Below are 17,535 nucleotides of genomic sequence, written 5' to 3'. Positions count from 1 at the left end.
TAATTTGGACTGGGTCGTTTGACCGTATATTCTAATGATTTATACATAGAACAGGTTACAATTAAAGAAAAGGAGGTCTTGTCTTTGCAGCTCTTACATTTTGCTATTTTATCGCCTTTTGTATTTGCTTTTATCATTCCCTTTCTGGCAAAATACGCAAAAAGAGTGCATACGGGCTGGTTTGTTCTGATCCTGCCCGTCTTGCTGTTTATATACTTTCTTCCAATGATCAGAATGACTCAGTCGGGAGAAACATTACGATCGGTATTGGAGTGGATTCCTTCATTAGGCATTAACTTTACCGTTTATGTAGACGGTCTCGGACTGCTATTCGCCTTACTGATAACGGGGATCGGCTCGTTGGTCACTCTTTACAGTATTTTTTATTTATCGAAAGAAAAAGAACAGCTTGGGCCTTTTTATGTCTATTTATTAATGTTCATGGGCGCTATGCTCGGTGTTGTTCTTGTTGACAACGTCATGGTTCTCTACATGTTCTGGGAGCTTACCAGCCTTTCGTCCTTTTTGCTGATTGGATATTGGTACAAGCGTGAAAAATCTCGCTACGGCGCCGCAAAATCGCTCTTGATTACGGTAAGCGGCGGACTGTGTATGCTGGGAGGATTCATTCTCCTTTATCTGATCACAGATTCTTTCAGTATCAGAGAAATGATCAATCAGGTTCAGTTAATTGCCGGCCATGATCTATTTATTCCGGCGATGATTTTGATTTTAATAGGCGCATTTACAAAGTCCGCCCAGTTTCCTTTTTACATTTGGCTGCCTGACGCCATGGAAGCGCCGACGCCTGTCAGCGCGTATCTCCATTCAGCCACGATGGTCAAAGCGGGAATTTATGTGATTGCAAGATTCAGTCCAATTTTCGCCTTTTCAGCTCAGTGGTTTTGGATTGTTTCTCTCGTCGGGATTTTCACCATGGTTTGGGGTTCATTCCATGCCGTCAAACAAACCGACTTAAAATCCATCTTGGCGTTTTCAACCGTCAGCCAGCTCGGCATGATCATCTCGATGCTTGGTGTCAGCGCTGCAGCCCTGCATTACGGCCATACAGAATATTATACAGTTGCCGCCATGGCTGCCATTTTCCATCTCATCAATCATGCTACCTTTAAAGGAAGCTTGTTTATGGCAGTCGGCATCATTGATCATGAAACAGGCACGCGGGACGTCAGAAAGCTCGGCGGACTGATGGCGATTATGCCGATTACATTTACGATTTCCTTGATTGGCACATTTTCAATGGCTGGTCTCCCGCCGTTTAACGGATTTTTGAGTAAAGAAATGTTTTTCACCAGCATGCTTCGTGTGACACATGTCGATTTGTTCAACGTCCAGACGTGGGGAGCGCTGTTCCCTGTCCTCGCCTGGGCAGGAAGTGTGTTTACATTTATCTACAGCATGAAACTGCTGTTTAAAACATTTAAAGGCAATTACCAGCCTGAAAAACTCGAAAAACAGGCTCATGAAGCGCCGATTGGAATGCTCGTATCACCTGTCATTCTTGTTGCGCTCGCTGTCAGTCTCTTCTTTTTCCCGAATATATTGTCCTACAGCTTGATAGAGCCTGCGATGAATTCAATCTATCCGACACTGCTGGACAGCCATGAGAAGTTTCATGTTCATATTTCGCAGTGGCACGGGTTTACAGCCGAAGTTCTGATGACACTGGGCATTATCGCTGTCGGTACGATCGGATATTTGACGATGAACAAGTGGAAAGGGATCTATAAGCTGTTTACATCGAAACTCACGCTCAATCGGTTATACGAGAAGCTCCTGACCATCATGGAAAAAGGCTCTTATCGAGTGACAAAACAATATATGACCGGATTTTTGCGGGATTATCTTCTGTATATCTTCGCTGGATTTATCATTCTGATGAGCGGGGCTCTCGTTTTGAAAGGCGGATTTTCCTTTACAACTGAGGGTATGGCGAAAATCGGCATATACGAAATGATTCTGACACTTGTCATGATCAGCGCGACAGCGGCGACTGTATTCGCCCGATCCAGACTGACGGCAATTATTTCACTTGGTGTTGTCGGTTATACGCTTGCATTGTTTTTTGTTATTTTCAGAGCGCCCGATTTGGCTTTGACCCAGCTGGTCATTGAGACGATTTCCGTCGCCCTGTTTCTGCTTTGTTTCTATCATTTGCCGAAACTGCGGCTGAAAAAGAAAACGAGAACGTTCCGAATGACAAACTTTATCATTGCTTTAGGAGTCGGCATTATTGTCACCCTGCTCGGTATTGCATCCTCAAGCCAGCGGACAAAAGACAGTATCGCCTCCTTTTTTACAAAGCACAGCCACGATCTTGGCGGAGGAGATAATGTCGTCAATGTCATTCTCGTTGATTTCAGGGGCTTTGATACAATGTTTGAAATTACGGTATTAACGATTGCCGCTCTCGGCATCTTCAGCATGATTAAAACAAAAGTAAAAGAGGAGGGGAAAAGCGGTGAATGAACAAAAAACAAACGACCTCATTTTGCAGACCGTGACAAAGCTTGTATCCTTTATCATATTGCTTTTCTCTTTCTATTTATTTTTATCAGGCCATAACGCGCCTGGAGGAGGCTTTGTCGGCGGGCTGATCACATCCTCTTCCATCGTTTTGCTGCTGCTGGCTTATGATTTAAAAACCGTGCGTTCCATTTTGCCGGTTAATTTCATTTACGTCGCGGGAGCCGGTCTTCTGCTCGCTGTCTTAACAGGAGTTGGCTCCTTTGTCTTCGGGGCGCCCTTCTTAACCCACACATTCGGTTACTTTCATCTGCCGATTTTTGGGAAAACGGAGCTCGCCACGGCGACGCTTTTTGATTTAGGCGTTTATCTTGTTGTCGTAGGCATTACGATGACCATTATTCAAACGATTGGAGAGGAAGAATAATGGAAATCTTAATGGCTGTTACAGCCGGTATTATTTTTATGGCTGCTACGTATTTGCTGCTGTCTAAAAGCCTGCTTCGGGTCATTATCGGAACAGCGCTTTTGAGCCACGGCGTTCATTTAATGCTTTTAACTATGGGAGGATTAAAACAAGGCGCCGCACCGATTTTGAGCGAGCATGCCAAGTCATTTGTCGATCCGCTTCCGCAAGCCCTGATTTTGACGGCTATTGTCATTTCATTTGGAGTTACATCCTTCATCCTCGTCATGGCGTTTCGGGCCTATCAGGAATTGAAAACGGACGATTTGGATCAAATGAGGGGAAATGATCAACATGAATAATTTTGTTATATTGCCAATTCTGATCCCGCTCCTGTCCGCCATTCTGCTGATTTTCATGAACAAACACATCATGCTCATGCGGATCTTCAGCACTGCGGCATCCGCACTCGGAATTGTGATCAGCGTTTTACTCGTGCAGACTGTTTTTACAAACGGCATTCAGACACTGAGTTTGGGCGGCTGGAAAGCCCCCTACGGAATTGTGCTTGTTGCAGATCAATTTGCCAGCCTGCTTGTTCTGACCACAGCAGTCATCGGATTATTGGTTGTGCTTTATTCCTTCCGTTCTATCGGTGAAAAACGGGAACGTGCCTTTTATTACTCCGGCGTGCAGTTTTTGCTGGCTGGTGTAAGCGGAGCGTTTTTAACAGGCGATTTATTTAATATGTACGTATTTTTCGAGCTTCTGCTTATTGCTTCTTATATGCTGATTGTATTAGGCGGCACAAAAATTCAGCTGCGGGAGTCGCTTAAATACATTGTGTTTAATATCGTGTCATCAGCATTGTTTGTCATCGGCGTCGGCTTTTTATACGCGGTGACCGGCACATTAAACATGGCGGATTTAAGTGTGAGAATCAGCGAATCCGGACAAACTGGGCTGATTACTGTAATCGGTGTCCTGTTACTTATCGTGTTTGGTATGAAGGGCGGGATCTTCCCTCTCTACTTTTGGCTTCCCGGCTCTTATTACGCGCCGCCGGCAGCCATCTCTGCATTGTTCGGCGCATTGCTGACCAAGGTCGGATTATATGCGATCACAAGAGTGTTCACACTGATTTTCATTCACGATACAGCGTTTACCCACCAGCTGATGATATGGCTCGCGGCTCTCACTGTCATCTTCGGTGTCATCGGTTCACTTGCCTATCAGAATGTCATGAAAATCGTGATCTATAACATTATTACTGCTGTCGGCGTTATTTTGTTCGGTGTTGCAGTTCAAACGCCCGCATCCATTCAGGGTGCGATTTACTACCTGATTCACGACATGCTGATTAAAGGCGCATTATTTATGCTGGCAGGCACGCTGATCGCTTTGACAGGAACAGCAAGCCTGCAACGAATGGGCGGTCTGATCAAACGATACCCCGTTCTTGGATGGATGTTCTTCATTTCGGCTGTATCTCTTGCCGGCATCCCGCCTCTCAGCGGATTTGTAGGCAAATTTAAAATTGCAGAAGGCGGCTTCGCTGAAGGTGAATTTACGATTTCCATGCTGATCCTGCTTTCAAGCCTGCTCGTCCTGTATTCCGTGTTAAGAATCTTTATCCATGCGTTTTGGGGCGAAGAAAAAGAAACACCAAAGCAAAATTTTAGAACAGCTAAAGGGCTTCTATATCCGGCAGCTATTTTTCTCTTGCTGTCTCTTCTCTTCGGATTGGGTACAGAATGGGTGTCACCGTACGTTGATCAAGCGGCCGAGACTTTGCTGAATCCGGAAAAATATATTGAAGCTGTTTTGAAGGAGTAGATCGCATGGCATTTCAAATTTTATTAAATGTGTTTCTCGCTTTTTGCTGGATGTTCCTGAGCAATGACGCAAGCGCCGCCGGATTCATCACAGGCTTTATCCTGGGAATGATCTCTCTCTTCTTCTTCCGGCGCTTCCTTGCTCAACCGTTTTATCTATGGAAAATGTTTTCGATTATCAAACTTTTTTTGATCTTTATAAGGGAATTATACCTTGCCAACGTCAGTGTGCTGAAAACAGTCCTGTCGCCAAAACTGGATATCAAACCAGGCATATTCGCATTTAAAACAGAGCTGACACAGGATTGGGAAATTACCCTGCTTTCACTGCTTATTACATTAACGCCGGGAACATTGGTCATGGATATTTCCGATGACCGGACCATTCTCTATATTCACGCGATGGATATTGAGGATGCGGAAAAAGCGATTTTTGATATTCGTGAGTCATTTGAAAAAGCCATACAGGAGGTGAGCCGCTGATGTTTACGTTAATCCTTCAAATCGCGCTCGGCATTATGGCGGTGTCCACCCTGTTGTATGTCGTTCGTGTCATCAAAGGGCCGACTGTTCCTGACCGGGTTGTGGCTCTGGATGCAATCGGCATTAATCTGATAGCGATGACAGCGCTTGTCTCTATCCTGCTGAATACGAGTATTTTTCTTGATATCATATTATTGCTGGGTATTTTGTCTTTTATCGGAACCATTGCGTTTTCTAAGTTCTTAGAGAAAGGAGAGATTATCGAAAATGATCGTGATCGCTAAAATAGCAGTAGCGATATTTATCTTAATGGGGGCGCTAATCTGTCTTGCGGCTTCCTTCGGGACGCTTCGCCTTCCCGATATGTACACACGCTCTCACGCTGCTTCTAAAGGCTCAACGTTAGGGGTAAATATGATTTTGCTCGGTGTCTTCTTCTTTTTGTGGTGTATAACAGGAGAGATATCAGCAAAAATTCTGCTCGGGATTTTCTTTATCTTTATTACGACGCCGGTCGGGGGACACTTGATCTGCCGAGCTGCGTACAACTCTGGCGTCAAGCTGGATGAAAGAAGTGTACAGGATGACTATAACGGAATCAGAAACTTTGTGATTAAACGAAAAGAGGATTCTTACCTATAAAAATGAGCAGCCGGACAGGCAGAGTTCCGGCTGTTTTTTTATTTTGTGATGACAGCCAGCGTGCATCTGGATATACAGATCAGCCTCTCTTGCCCGTCATAAATGTGAATCTGATACACAATGGTCGTTCTGCCTTTATGAACGGGCTCGGCTACCGCCTTTACCGTTCCTTCCTTGACAGATTTCAGATGATTGGCGTTAATCTCCAAACCGACACAAGCTTGTGTACGAGAATCGATTAGATGCTGGGCACCCACGCTCGCCGCAGTTTCCGCAAGAGCCACTGAAGCGCCTCCATGCAAATAACCAAAGGGCTGGACGGTCCGATGATCCACCGGCATCACTGCCACGCAGCGTTCCGCTGTGCTTTCTACAATTTCAATTCCCAGTGCGCCAAGCAATGTATGTTTCATATCCATAGTTTTAACTCCCTTATTTAAAGCACACCGTCTGATTTTGCAATCAACACCGCTTCCGTCCTGGAACCGACATTAAGCTTGTTGAAAATCGACGTCAGGCTGTATTCAATGGACCGCTTGCTTAAATGAAGCGCATCTGCAATTTCTTGGTTGGTAAAACCTTTTTCAACTTCTTGAAGAATCAGGCATTCTCTTGGTGTGAGCACATCTTGTTCTTTTTGAGAGGAAGGGGCCGGCTTTGTTTTTTGCTGAGTCATCAGCTGTTTAAAGTAAGCGAAATCGACTAAAATTTCTCCGTTGAGCACGTGATATATGTATTGGGTGATCTTTTCCTTTGATTCGGTTTTGCTGATGGCGCCGTGCAGACCCGCACGAATCGCTTCCTCAAAATAATCCTCGACCTCATAACCGGTATATACGATAATTTTACAATGAGGATTCTCTTGTAAAATCTGTTTAGAAAGCTCCATCCCATTGACATCGCCGCCTAAGTTCAAATCCATTAAGATGAGATCATATGATGAGAAATCATGCTGGTGTATGAACTGTTCGCTGGGTTCAGGACTGAGACAATCAACAGACAAATTCGAATCCGTTTCCAAAATTGTCTTGGTGCCTTCCATGACAGCCGGATGGTCATCAATCACTAGTATCTTTTTCATGTTTTCCTCCCTTTTACTCACTCATTTCCATTTTATAAAAAAGACTTGGCTTCTGCCAAGTCGTTTACGTTATAAAACCATTACAATTCCATTTCAATATCGGCCTTAAAGCCCTTTCCTTCACTTGTTTCGATTCGGAGGCGTCCATCTAAAGCCCTGACTCGCTCCTTAATGCCAGAAAGACCCATACTCATGGAATGTTCGTTATTTTTCTCTAGATCAAATCCGACACCATCGTCCTCATAATGAAGAACAATTTTGTTCTGAATACTGATCAGCATGATAAGCACTTCCGTCGCCTGAGAGTGTTTCACTGCATTTGATAAAAACTCTTGAATGATCCGGTACAAATTCAGCTGCGAATCCAAATCAAGCGACGCCGTAAATCTGCCGGTATTTAAGCGGATATGAAACGGAACCCGCTCCTGCTGCTGCGCCACCAGCTTAGACAGCGCCTTCACCAGTCCCAAATCATACAAAAGCTGCGGCCGCAATTCATGACACGTCTCCCTCGTCATCGAAATCACATCAGACATCTGCTCATTCATCTGTACGAGCTTGTCCTGCACCTCTTCACGGCATGGATCATCATCCTTCTTAAATTCAGCCAAAAACAGCTCACACTGGCGTTTTAATGAAATCAGATCCTGAAGAACGGAATCGTGGAGATCGCGGGCGAGATCAGAGCGTTGTTTTTCTTCGATCGTGTACATGAGTTTTTTGAGCCAAACGGGGTTTGATTCCTGTTGTTTTATTTCTTCTAAATGACTCATCAGCTCTTCAATTTTCATGACGTTTTCGATTGAGACATTTGTATAAAAAGCCAAGGTTTTCAGCCAAGAAAGTTCTTCAAGTGTGAGACGGGGCGTATTCATTTTAGATAAACAAAGAATCACAAATGATTTACCGCCGCGTTCACCTATCTTCATGACAAAGCCTTTATTGAATTCAACGGTTTTCCCTATTTCGGATGTTACTTTTCTAAATTCTTTTTGATAGACTTTTTCGAATGAATGTTGGTTAAGCTCTTCATAGAGTTTTATACTTCCATCAGCTGAAACCTCATAAATATGGGCTCGGCTTACAAGCGAAACCTCAAGTATGGTGGTTTTCAGTTCCTCAAATACTTGGGTCAAAGAAGTTGAATCTCTAATCAGCTGTGTAAATTTATATATGCTGTCTTGATAATTAAATTTTTCCGAGACTCTTTTTAATCTAAATCTGAAATCAAGTACTTCTTTATAATAAAAGACCGCCAACATGATAATATAAATTAAAAAGGTTAGTTTAACACTATAAAAATCATTATCAGGGCTACTAATTAATTCAATTGTAGAGATTAGAATAATTGTTGGCGTTAAAGCTAAAAAACCATAATATCTTAATCTGCTTAAAATAAAATCTATATTATAGATTTTATTTGTCATGAATTGATATACCAATGAGAATGGTATTAGCAGCATAAATGAAGCCGCTAAAAAAGAAGAAACATAATGTGCATTTAAAAACACGTAAGGTATCAAATATAAACACAGAAAAGGTGAAAATGAAAAGATATTAATGATAGTGAGGACCTTAATAATATGCGCTTGTTCAGTATCTTTATTTTTAATTAAAATGATACAAAAATAAATCCCTACTATAATAAACAAAAAGAAAAAAGCAAGTAAATTTAATTTAGGAACATAATCACGAAAGAAAAGATGTGAACGAAACATTTCACATATTACATTTATGACCGGAATTAAATATAAAATAAAAACTTTTTTATCAAATAATTTGGTGCCTAACTCTTTAAAATATTGATAAAGAAAGAGAAGATAGTTTAGCGGCACAGATATTAATGTTACTACCATTATAAGCCTGCTCAGCATATCTCCCTTAGCAGATCCTCCAGCGCTTATATAAGCAATAGAGGCAGATAACAGAAAGATAATTAAAACTACAGCTGAGAGGAGGTTCTTTGATTCATTTATTTTCAATATAAAAAAGCAACAAAATAAACAAACAATATAAAATATTAATGGTATTAAGTAAGTAGTAAAATTTTTATCATTAAATAAGGTCATCTTCAGCTCATGGTTCTGGCCATTTCTCTCTACAATCATTGAACTTACATTTTTCAGTTTGTTCATTTTTATTTCGTTTGTATTTATCTTTTTATTATTAATGCTTCTTACAATATCTCCTTTTTCTATACCACTGTATGATGCCATTGAAAATTCATCTACATTCGTAATTACAATGTCACCATTTTTATCTTTAGTAACAGTTGCCCCAACTAATAAATTATTATTGCTTATATAGGTCAAATAAATAACATATATCAGACTTAATAAAACTAACACTACAGAAATTTGATTATTTCTAGACTTCATTTAACCCTCAGTACTTCCAATCAAGCATTGAATAAATTTCTAATCCTTTAAAACCATTTATTATACATTCAGATTGATCTTTATCAACACCTACTAAACAAGCATTACCTTCCATTACTTCCACTAAAACATTTGGGTATTTAATTAAATATCCTACCATTTCTTGCACAATAAATCCCCTCCTTATTTAATCATAACAGACAATAATTTTTCAGTTTTATCATCTTCTAGTTTTAATAGTGACATTTCTTTTTTTATTTTCTGGAGAGATAAATGTTTCATCACCAGCAAATATTGTATTACACCTGCTTCTGTTAATTTTTGTTTCAAAGCTTTAGTATCCATTGAAACAAATTCCTCTGGTTTTTGATATAAATTTAGAAGCTCAACTGATGCATCATTAAATTGTTTGTTTAAGTATAAGTATGCCAATGTATTTTTTTTCTGAACAAAATCGTTATTTAAGTAAAACAAACCTTTATAATCATTATCAATCTGTGACATAATGCCAAGTTCATAAGAATATGAAGCCACAATGGGATGGTATTTGCCGGTTGCCAGCATTACTCCCATAACACAGGGCAGTGCTGTTAGCGCACCTGATTTATGCTTGATCATTTCAAGACAGGCTTCTTCCGTTTGCGGTGCATTCATAATATCATCATGCTGGCCTTGAATAGACTGTAACGCAAAATTCAATATCTCCTGTGAAAATTCTGGTTCATGACTAGCTTGACACATAACCTGAATACTTAGGGTGTAAAGAGCTGTAACTGCATTTAAAGCGATAGACGAGTCAATCTTCATCCATACAGCATTTCTATTATCTTTATCCTCTAAGTCATCATAAATATCGAATGAGAGTATAAGCAATTCAATTCCGGCAGCTAGCAATTCAATTGCTTTTTTGTCCTGACCGTTAAAAGCTAGATAATGATGAAAAGCCAAATCAGCAAACTCAAAAGTATCCTTGGATCCAATAAAATCCTGAAGATAGTGATTCAAGTCTTGATTCATTATTTTTTGGCTTACAATATCCTTCATTTTCTCCTTGATCCGGATAGTATCTAAACACATCTGCTCAATAACGACTTCCCCCTTCCCATTCCATTTTACTAAATGGGACATTTAAAGGACAGCAGGTTTTTCGTTTTTTAACAATCATATAATACTTTATCCATTTATTGTACGGGAAGAACGAAAAAAAAGACTTGTTTCCAAGTCTTTTTTACGAAATTTTCATTGCGTATGTGTATTTATCGAGCTGATCAATGCTTTTGTTAATGTTTCGTAATGAATCTGTCGTTTCTTTAATATCAAGTTCGAGTCGGAATAATAATTGTTTTACTTCTTCAAGTTTCTTTTCCATCGTTTCCACACTCCTTTTTTTGAAAGATCAATGAATTGTGTATGGTGAACGAGTCCTAGGTATTTGATCTGTTACTAATAGTGTATCTGGTTTCTGCTTATTTTTCACCGAAAAGTATACAAAAAGATCCTGCGTGACACCGCAAATATCAATAGGTCCTTATGCTCAAAGGAATCACAATAAGAACGGGACTATTTTTCTATGCGGAAAAACGGTGATTTCGGATGAAATTGAGAAAGATTCTTAATTCCCTTGTTTTTATTGTGTTTATCTGTTTCACAATGTAAGACTATAGTCCCCCTCGCCGCTTTTTCAAAATTCAATATGCGATTCTTGGCGTATCGTGACCGACAAACACCGAAAAGACCGCAACGCAAAGTTGTGGCCTTTTCGCTTTGTCATATCCGGCACCTGAGTGATCTATACATATAGACATATCCCCTTATTGCGAGGTGCTTCCATGAGATATCCTTATCCTTGGTTTTACGTCTATCCGTACGCCATACGCCGTCCGCCCGCTCCTGCCGCCAATACAGAGATCTTTATCCGTTCCGCCCAGGATGCCGCTGGGCTGCTCGCTGATGCTCAGCTTGTGCTTAGGCGCATTGCGGGGTCACAGGAGCTTCCGCGCCGCCTCATGACCGCAGCGGAGCAGTCAGATAAACAAACAGTAAAGCGTCTGATCAAACAGACAGGCGTCCGGCATGATGTGGATTCGGTCTTTAATCCCGATGGCATATACATCAGCCTGATCAGCACGCAAAGCCGAATTATCGTGGCATTGCGGTGGTCAGAAGACCGCAATTACTTTTCGCCCATGAGCTTATGACACCACTCCAAGGCTTCCAAATAACAGTCGTACGCTTCTTCCTTGTCCAATTCTTTTGCTAATTCTCCGCAAGTGTCCCAATTGTTGGTTTCGATTAACTTCACAAGCTCAAGCATTTGGTAATAGTCATTTTGATGACCTAATAACGCTTGACCTACTTCATCTATTAAAGGCAATTCTTGAATAATCTCTTCTATTTCTCTGTGCAAAAGGGTGTCTATGAGAGAAAACATCCCGATCAGCATATACGAGGCCGGCTGCGGGCGCGCTGTTTTTCTTGCCAACAGTTCACATAGCTTTGCTCTCATTAAAGAAATTTTTATGATTTCGTGTTTGCTCGAATTCCCTTTTCTGCTTAAATCCTTAAAGGAAAGGATGTAAATCCACCGTTTGATTTCGTTAAACCCAAGAAGCATGATAGCCTGCTTAATGCTGTCGATCTTTTGGGTTAAGCGGCTATGGGATGAGTTTAAGAATTTTAAAATTTGATATGACAGCGATAAATCGCGTTCTATGTACTCAGTTACACGCTGGATGTTAGGCTGCTCTTTGCTTAATTCGTTGAGCAATTCATAGTAAGAATAAAAATGGGTCGACAGATCATGGCCGCTGATGATGCGCGGTTCGCTGAAAAAGTAGCCTTGGAATAACTGAAAGCCATCTTGCGCCGCTTGTTCATATTCTTTGCGTGTTTCTACTTTCTCAGCTAAAAAAATCAGGCCGCAATAGCTGTAGGTTTGCAAAATGTTTCGGCGTTCCATTCGGGTGGTTTTAAGAAAATCAACTTTCAATATATCAATATAGCTCATGAGCTTTTCCAATAATTTCTCATTTTTCGGGTTTATCGCGTAAAAATCATCGAGTGCCAGCGTATACCCCATTTTTTTCAGCTCTCTGCACCTTGAGACGAGAGCCGGAGTGATCGGTATATCTTCAAGGATTTCAATCACAAGCTGTTTTGGATTGAAGGAGGTGGGGAGATCCGAAAACATCAGGCTTTCAGTGAAATTGACAAAACAGCGTTTTCCTTCCGTCAGCTTCTCGATTCCGATGTTTAAAAAGCTGTTAATCACCAAATCTGTTGTAGCCTGATCGCCGTCTGCAGCGGAATACACATTTTCTTCGCTCTCTCTATATAAAAGTTCATAAGCGACAACCTGTTCTTTTCTATTAAATATAGGCTGTCTTGCAACAAACACCCTCATTGATTTATCCTCCTTACAAAACACGCGGCTTTCCACCCTAAGTATATCAAATAATTTGACGAAATTTGTCTAAACATGAAAAATATTATTCCCACAAAAAAACTGGCCTCTTCGCGAACGAAAGGCCAGTTTGCTTTATTCTTCGAGCTCTTCTTCCAGTCTGCTTTTCACTTCATGGATCCGCTGCATTTTGTTGCTCCAGCAGTCCTCGCTTAAATCAACCGGGTATTCTTCAGGTTTGCTGATTCTCTTATATTCCTCCCACAGAAGGCTGAGGTTGTCTTGTACATATTGCTGAATGTCAGAAATCTCAGGGTTCTGGTAGCATAGGATGCCTTTTTCAAAAATCAGCTCGTGAAGATCCTTCGCATAGAAATTCGTGACGAATTTGCTGATGAAGGTATGAACCGGGTGGAACATTCTCAGCCGCTTCTGGTCATTCACCTGCTCGTCATAAAGCGCAATGTAATCTCCTTCAGAATGATGATTTAACTGATTAATAATCCGGTACACTTTCTTTCTGCCAGGTGTCGTCACTTTGTCAGGGTTGGATGAAATTTTGATCGTGTCGACCATTTCTCCATTTTCTTCGATGGAGACGAGCTTATAAACCGCGCCGAGAGCCGGCTGGTCATAGGCTGTAATCAACTTCGTGCCGACACCCCAGACATCTATGCGCGCTCCCTGAGCCTTTAAATTCATAATTGTATGCTCATCCAGGTCGCTTGACGCAATGACTTTCGCGTCTGTAAAACCTGCTTCATCAAGCATTTTCCGGGCTTTTTTTGACAGGTAAGCCAAATCGCCGCTATCCAGGCGGATGCCAATGAAGTTGATGCGGTCTCCGAATTCCTTGGCAACTTTAATCGCATTCGGCATGCCTGAACGAAGCGTATCATACGTGTCGACTAAGAAGACGCAATCCTTATGCGTTTCCGCGTATTTTTTGAATGCTGTATATTCATCGCGGTAGGCCTGCACAAGCGCATGGGCATGTGTGCCTGATACCGGGATATTAAAGCGCTTTCCGGCTCTTACATTGCTTGTCGCGCTGAAGCCGCCGATTAACGCTGCTCTCGCTCCCCACATAGCCGCATCCATTTCATGCGCCCGTCTTGTTCCGAATTCAAGTGCAATTTCGTCACCAATGACGCCCTTGATGCGCGCTGCTTTTGTCGCGATTAATGTTTGGTAATTCACAATGTTAAGCAAAGCTGTTTCAATAAGCTGCGCTTCTACAAGGGGAGCTTCCACCCTCATAATCGGCTCATTGTTAAAAACCAGCTCTCCTTCTTTCATGGAATAAAGAGAACCTGTAAAAGATAAACCGCTCAAATAATCAATAAAATCTTCATGGTAGCCAAGCTCATCTCGTAAATAAGTCAGGTCACTATCGGTAAACTTGAAGTTCTCCAGATATTCAATGGCTTTTTCCAAGCCCGCAAAAACCGCATAGCCATTCTCAAACGGAAGCTTTCTGAAAAAAAGCTCAAAAATCGCTTTCTTTTCATGAATGCCGTCTCTCCAGTAAGTTTCCGCCATATTGATTTGATAAAGGTCTGTATGTAATGACAGGCTGTCATCTTTAAAACCGTACTCTAACACTGTTTTTCCCCTTCCTTACTCTGCCACTTGCGCTCCGATGCTGTTTGCAAAATGGGAAAGAGCCCACGTATGCCCCTCCTGATTAAAGCTGGCAACAGCCTGTTTATGCACAACAATCCGGAAACCTTTGTTGTATGCATCAACCGCTGTATGCAAGACACAGATATCTGTGCAGACGCCGGCTAAATGCAGCTCGTCAATCTGCCGCTCTCTGAGTTTCAGTTCTAAGTCAGTACCCGCAAAAGCAGAATATCTCGTTTTTTCCATGTAATATACATTATGATCATGTGCATGTTTCTGATATAGAGGCAAAAGCTTTCCGTACAGGTCTTTTCCTTCCGTACCCTTGATATTATGCGGCGGGAACAGACGGGTTTCAGGGTGATACTGATCCCCTTCATTGTGAGAATCTACTGCAAATACGACGTAATCACCGTTTGTAATAAAGTGTTCTGTCAAATTGACGATCGCCTCTTCAATCATTCTGCCGGACTCCCCGCAGGTCAATTTTCCATCACTCGCCACAAAATCATTCGTATAATCAATACAAATAAGTGCTTTTTTCATAGCCGGCCTCCCCGCCATCAGTATGAGAACATTATATCTTATCTCCCGTTGTAAGGGAATTGCCATGAATAAAAAGACAAACGGTCCGTTTGTCTCTTAAGATTTCAGCACCGACCGGTTAAAAATGTCGTCCTGAATATATATAGATTCATGATTTACCGCACTGTCCGCCGCAATGACAAGGCCTAAAGGCGTATGAAACTGAAGATCAGATACGACTTTAAAAGGCACTCCGTTTCGGTTCGCCATTTTTACATAAGGTGAATAAGACTGATACTGAAGCTCTCCATTGATAAGAAGAGATATATTTTTATTGCGTTTAAACGCTTGCTCCGCTTCGTCATACGGTTTGCTTCTGAGCACCTGCCCTTTCGTCAGTGCCAAAAGCACTCTTTCCCGCAATGAGCCTAAAAACAAATGGCGCTCATCTGGTTTTGTTTCCAGCGGCCCGTACATTCCTTGCTGTAAATAGAGATCCAGCGTTTCATCACTCAAAAGCTCGTCCTCCCGTCTTGTTTGTCTTCATTATCGCCTGATCCTGCGGGGGCTAAACTTTCAAGGGCTGTTACATTTCCGTTACCCAGTGAATGATTTTTTTTGCCAGCTCACCAGCAGGCTCGTCCTCTGTATGCCGGCGCAAAGAAGCCTCCAGCCGTTCAGGCAGCGATGATTTTTCTTCCTCGTATGAAATAATCGTGCTCCACTCCAGCTGCGGAACGGCTACTAGCGTATGCAGCTCTTTTCTGTTTTCATGCAGATATACATCAGTGATCATTCCTGTTTGTGTGCTGATATTTGCTTTTCTGATTTTCATAACATGACCTCGCTAACTAAAAGACTATCCATATTATACAATAAAAAAGCAACAGCCTCTCTAGAAAAGGCTGTTACCCGTTAAACGAAACGGTATCATCAATGATATCGGCATCGTTTAAAATTGTTTTACTATATTCGTTATTGATCTTCACAAAATCCCCCAGCTGAAATGTGCCAGACCCAGCACCTGTGTGATCGACGCTTTTCGGCGCAATCGCAAACACATCTCCAAAGCTGGCCGCAGCATCACCTGATATAGACATAATATATATCGGCCCTACAATCGCAGGCATTTCCCCACCTCCGCACTGATTTACAGCATCATATGCGGAAAGGAGCCAATGGTGCCCGCCTATTCAGCGGGACGTTCGTTTTCTTCAAGGCGTGACCGCTGGCGCAGCTTGATCAGCCGCACGATATTCAGGAAAAACGCTTTGACTACCGCATACACCGGCACAGCTAAAATCATGCCGAGAATGCCGCCGAAGCTTCCTGCTCCAATCAACAGCAAAATGATGGTAAGCGGGTGCGTATTCAAACGTTTTCCGATAACGAGCGGAGAAAGCAGATTTCCGTCGAGCTGCTGAACGATCACAACCACAATGATCGCAAAAAGCGCTTTGGCCGGTGAATCCATAAAGCCGATAATAACAGCCGGCGCAGCGCCGAGAAAAGGCCCGACATAAGGAATGATATTTGTAATGGCCATGACAATTCCAAGAATCAGCGCATATGGCAGCCCGGTAATCAAGTATCCGATAAAGCACGCTGTCCCTACAAAAAGACAGATTAACAGCTGTCCCTGAAAATACGCAGCGAGTGTGTCGGATAAATCTTTAAAGATCTTTAGACCTTCTGTCCGGTAAGAAGCCGGAAGAATTTTGACTGCCAGGTGCGGAAAGCGGTGTCCATCCTTCAGCATATAAAAGAGGATAAACGGAACAGTGATAATGACAAGTGTGATATTTGTCACGACACCAAACACCGCCGATAAACTGGATGTAATATTTTGCGGCAGGTTTTGGAGAAAGCTTGTCAGAGACTGCTCAATTTTTGATATGGATACATAATCCTGTGTCATCATCCAGGTAAACCACTGAGAGTGAGATAAATCTTTTGTTAATGCCTGAATCTGTTTTATATATTCAGGAAGATTGTTAAACAGCCCGGTCACCTGCGATGTAATGACAGGCCCGACTGCCGCAGAAACGAAGGCCAGCAAACCGATAAATACTAAATAGATGAGCAGAATCGATAATGTCCGCGGCATTTTTTTCTCAAGCAGTCGGACGACCGGATTAAAAATAAAATACAGAATTCCGGCAATCAGCATCGGGAAAAACAATGTCGAGATAAACACGATGAACGGCTGAAACACAAATGAAACTTTTGTTGCTACGAAAATAATCAGCAAAACAAATAAAATTTGCAATGTCCAAAAATGGACTTTTGATTTCAACAAGCTTGTTCCTCCTAGTTTTTCTTTGTCTATCAGATAAAAGAACTTGCACCCCATCATTGTAACAAAAATGAACTGATATCAGAACTCTTAATCAGTGAATGGACTGTTGATTATGCAGGCTGTGACATACGGCAGGGACGCCGCACTGATTTATGTACTTGTGGACTAGCTTAACGTTTAGATTTTATCCTGCTTGATGTGAATCAAAACGATAGAATGACTGAGAGGCAGCGGCGCTCCGTTTATATGTAAAGGATGCGGGCGGGTATCACTTCGGTTGTTGTTCACGCTTTATTTCAGATAACCGCTCCGGTTTTGATCTTGGCGGCACAATTTATGACGGGGCGTTTTTACAGCGCTTAACTGAAAA

21 protein-coding genes are annotated in these 17,535 nt (G+C 41.9%); 8 read left to right on the top strand and 13 right to left on the bottom strand.

Features of this window, described 5'->3' with window-relative positions:
- Positions 1 to 84: 84 nt before the first annotated feature.
- The 7 genes from UJ203_RS14545 to mnhG are packed head-to-tail and all read left to right on the top strand — an operon-like array spanning position 85 to position 5,853.
- On the top strand, positions 85 to 2,490 hold the full coding sequence (locus UJ203_RS14545; RefSeq protein ID WP_322011807.1) for a Na+/H+ antiporter subunit A: 2,406 nt from the start codon (positions 85 to 87) through the stop codon (positions 2,488 to 2,490).
- On the top strand, positions 2,483 to 2,914 hold the full coding sequence (locus UJ203_RS14540; protein WP_044158935.1) for a Na(+)/H(+) antiporter subunit B: 432 nt from the start codon (positions 2,483 to 2,485) through the stop codon (positions 2,912 to 2,914). The genes UJ203_RS14545 and UJ203_RS14540 overlap by 8 nt, the downstream gene beginning before the upstream one ends.
- A complete protein-coding gene (locus UJ203_RS14535; protein ID WP_105955471.1) occupies positions 2,914 to 3,255 on the top strand; it encodes a Na(+)/H(+) antiporter subunit C in 342 nt (113 codons plus the stop codon). The genes UJ203_RS14540 and UJ203_RS14535 overlap by 1 nt, the downstream gene beginning before the upstream one ends.
- On the top strand, positions 3,248 to 4,729 hold the full coding sequence (locus tag UJ203_RS14530; protein ID WP_305934766.1) for a Na+/H+ antiporter subunit D: 1,482 nt from the start codon (positions 3,248 to 3,250) through the stop codon (positions 4,727 to 4,729). The genes UJ203_RS14535 and UJ203_RS14530 overlap by 8 nt, the downstream gene beginning before the upstream one ends.
- A gap of 5 nt (positions 4,730 to 4,734) precedes the next feature.
- On the top strand, positions 4,735 to 5,211 hold the full coding sequence (locus tag UJ203_RS14525; protein ID WP_305934765.1) for a Na+/H+ antiporter subunit E: 477 nt from the start codon (positions 4,735 to 4,737) through the stop codon (positions 5,209 to 5,211).
- Positions 5,211 to 5,495 (top strand): Na(+)/H(+) antiporter subunit F1, encoded by a 285-nt coding sequence (locus UJ203_RS14520; protein WP_024122677.1) that lies wholly within the window; start codon positions 5,211 to 5,213, stop codon positions 5,493 to 5,495. Before UJ203_RS14525 ends, UJ203_RS14520 begins: the two co-directional genes overlap by 1 nt.
- The gene (gene mnhG, locus UJ203_RS14515; protein WP_202853635.1) at positions 5,479 to 5,853 is read left to right on the top strand and encodes a monovalent cation/H(+) antiporter subunit G; all 375 of its coding nucleotides are present in this window, start codon (positions 5,479 to 5,481) and stop codon (positions 5,851 to 5,853) included. Before UJ203_RS14520 ends, mnhG begins: the two co-directional genes overlap by 17 nt.
- A 38-nt stretch (positions 5,854 to 5,891) precedes the next feature.
- Here mnhG and UJ203_RS14510 read toward each other — a convergent pair whose 3' ends face one another.
- The 6 genes from UJ203_RS14510 to degQ all read right to left on the bottom strand — a co-directional run bounded on the left by UJ203_RS14510 (position 5,892) and on the right by degQ (position 10,681).
- Positions 5,892 to 6,272: a hotdog fold thioesterase gene (locus tag UJ203_RS14510; protein ID WP_024122679.1), complete on the bottom strand. Its 381-nt coding sequence runs from the start codon at positions 6,270 to 6,272 to the stop codon at positions 5,892 to 5,894.
- A gap of 17 nt (positions 6,273 to 6,289) precedes the next feature.
- Complete coding sequence (comA, locus tag UJ203_RS14505; protein ID WP_101864137.1) at positions 6,290 to 6,934, bottom strand: two-component system response regulator ComA; 645 nt, start codon at positions 6,932 to 6,934, stop codon at positions 6,290 to 6,292.
- Positions 6,935 to 7,014: 80 nt separating this feature from the next.
- Complete coding sequence (locus tag UJ203_RS14500) at positions 7,015 to 9,312, bottom strand: histidine kinase (protein ID WP_305934764.1); 2,298 nt, start codon at positions 9,310 to 9,312, stop codon at positions 7,015 to 7,017.
- A gap of 7 nt (positions 9,313 to 9,319) precedes the next feature.
- Positions 9,320 to 9,472 (bottom strand): competence pheromone ComX, encoded by a 153-nt coding sequence (locus UJ203_RS14495; protein ID WP_282459461.1) that lies wholly within the window; start codon positions 9,470 to 9,472, stop codon positions 9,320 to 9,322.
- A gap of 23 nt (positions 9,473 to 9,495) precedes the next feature.
- Entirely contained in the window at positions 9,496 to 10,356 is an 861-nt protein-coding gene (locus UJ203_RS14490; protein WP_305934763.1) for a polyprenyl synthetase family protein, read from the bottom strand.
- Positions 10,357 to 10,540: 184 nt separating this feature from the next.
- Complete coding sequence (degQ, locus tag UJ203_RS14485) at positions 10,541 to 10,681, bottom strand: degradation enzyme regulation protein DegQ (RefSeq protein WP_024122683.1); 141 nt, start codon at positions 10,679 to 10,681, stop codon at positions 10,541 to 10,543.
- Between the two features lie 460 nt (positions 10,682 to 11,141).
- Between degQ and UJ203_RS14480 the strand changes: the two genes are divergently transcribed.
- Positions 11,142 to 11,510, top strand: coding sequence for a hypothetical protein (locus tag UJ203_RS14480; RefSeq protein WP_322011794.1), 369 nt, complete (start codon positions 11,142 to 11,144; stop codon positions 11,508 to 11,510).
- On the opposite strand, the gene UJ203_RS14475 is transcribed toward UJ203_RS14480, so the two are convergent.
- The 7 genes from UJ203_RS14475 to UJ203_RS14445 all read right to left on the bottom strand — a co-directional run bounded on the left by UJ203_RS14475 (position 11,486) and on the right by UJ203_RS14445 (position 17,165).
- Complete coding sequence (locus UJ203_RS14475) at positions 11,486 to 12,715, bottom strand: EAL and HDOD domain-containing protein (RefSeq protein WP_044158949.1); 1,230 nt, start codon at positions 12,713 to 12,715, stop codon at positions 11,486 to 11,488. The two genes, UJ203_RS14480 and UJ203_RS14475, sit on opposite strands and share 25 nt — an antisense overlap.
- A 135-nt stretch (positions 12,716 to 12,850) precedes the next feature.
- Entirely contained in the window at positions 12,851 to 14,320 is a 1,470-nt protein-coding gene (locus UJ203_RS14470; RefSeq protein WP_024122686.1) for a nicotinate phosphoribosyltransferase, read from the bottom strand.
- 15 nt (positions 14,321 to 14,335) lie between these two features.
- Complete coding sequence (locus tag UJ203_RS14465) at positions 14,336 to 14,887, bottom strand: isochorismatase family cysteine hydrolase (RefSeq protein WP_322011789.1); 552 nt, start codon at positions 14,885 to 14,887, stop codon at positions 14,336 to 14,338.
- A 96-nt stretch (positions 14,888 to 14,983) separates the two neighbouring features.
- Positions 14,984 to 15,382, bottom strand: a complete 399-nt coding sequence (locus tag UJ203_RS14460; protein ID WP_105955479.1) for a YueI family protein — start codon at positions 15,380 to 15,382, stop codon at positions 14,984 to 14,986.
- 70 nt (positions 15,383 to 15,452) lie between these two features.
- Positions 15,453 to 15,701 carry a YueH family protein gene (locus tag UJ203_RS14455; protein WP_024122689.1) on the bottom strand — a complete coding sequence of 83 codons (249 nt, stop codon included), beginning with the start codon at positions 15,699 to 15,701 and terminating at the stop codon, positions 15,453 to 15,455.
- Between the two features lie 73 nt (positions 15,702 to 15,774).
- Complete coding sequence (locus tag UJ203_RS14450; RefSeq protein ID WP_044158952.1) at positions 15,775 to 15,996, bottom strand: spore germination protein; 222 nt, start codon at positions 15,994 to 15,996, stop codon at positions 15,775 to 15,777.
- A gap of 59 nt (positions 15,997 to 16,055) precedes the next feature.
- A complete protein-coding gene (locus UJ203_RS14445; RefSeq protein ID WP_024122690.1) occupies positions 16,056 to 17,165 on the bottom strand; it encodes an AI-2E family transporter in 1,110 nt (369 codons plus the stop codon).
- Positions 17,166 to 17,535: the final 370 nt, after the last annotated feature.

It is taken from the genome of Bacillus sp. V26, assembly GCF_034296245.1.
In the GTDB taxonomy this organism is placed as follows: domain Bacteria; phylum Bacillota; class Bacilli; order Bacillales; family Bacillaceae; genus Bacillus; species Bacillus halotolerans.
The sequence above is the reverse complement of the archived record's forward strand: the minus strand, read 5'-3'. Positions and strand labels throughout refer to the sequence as shown.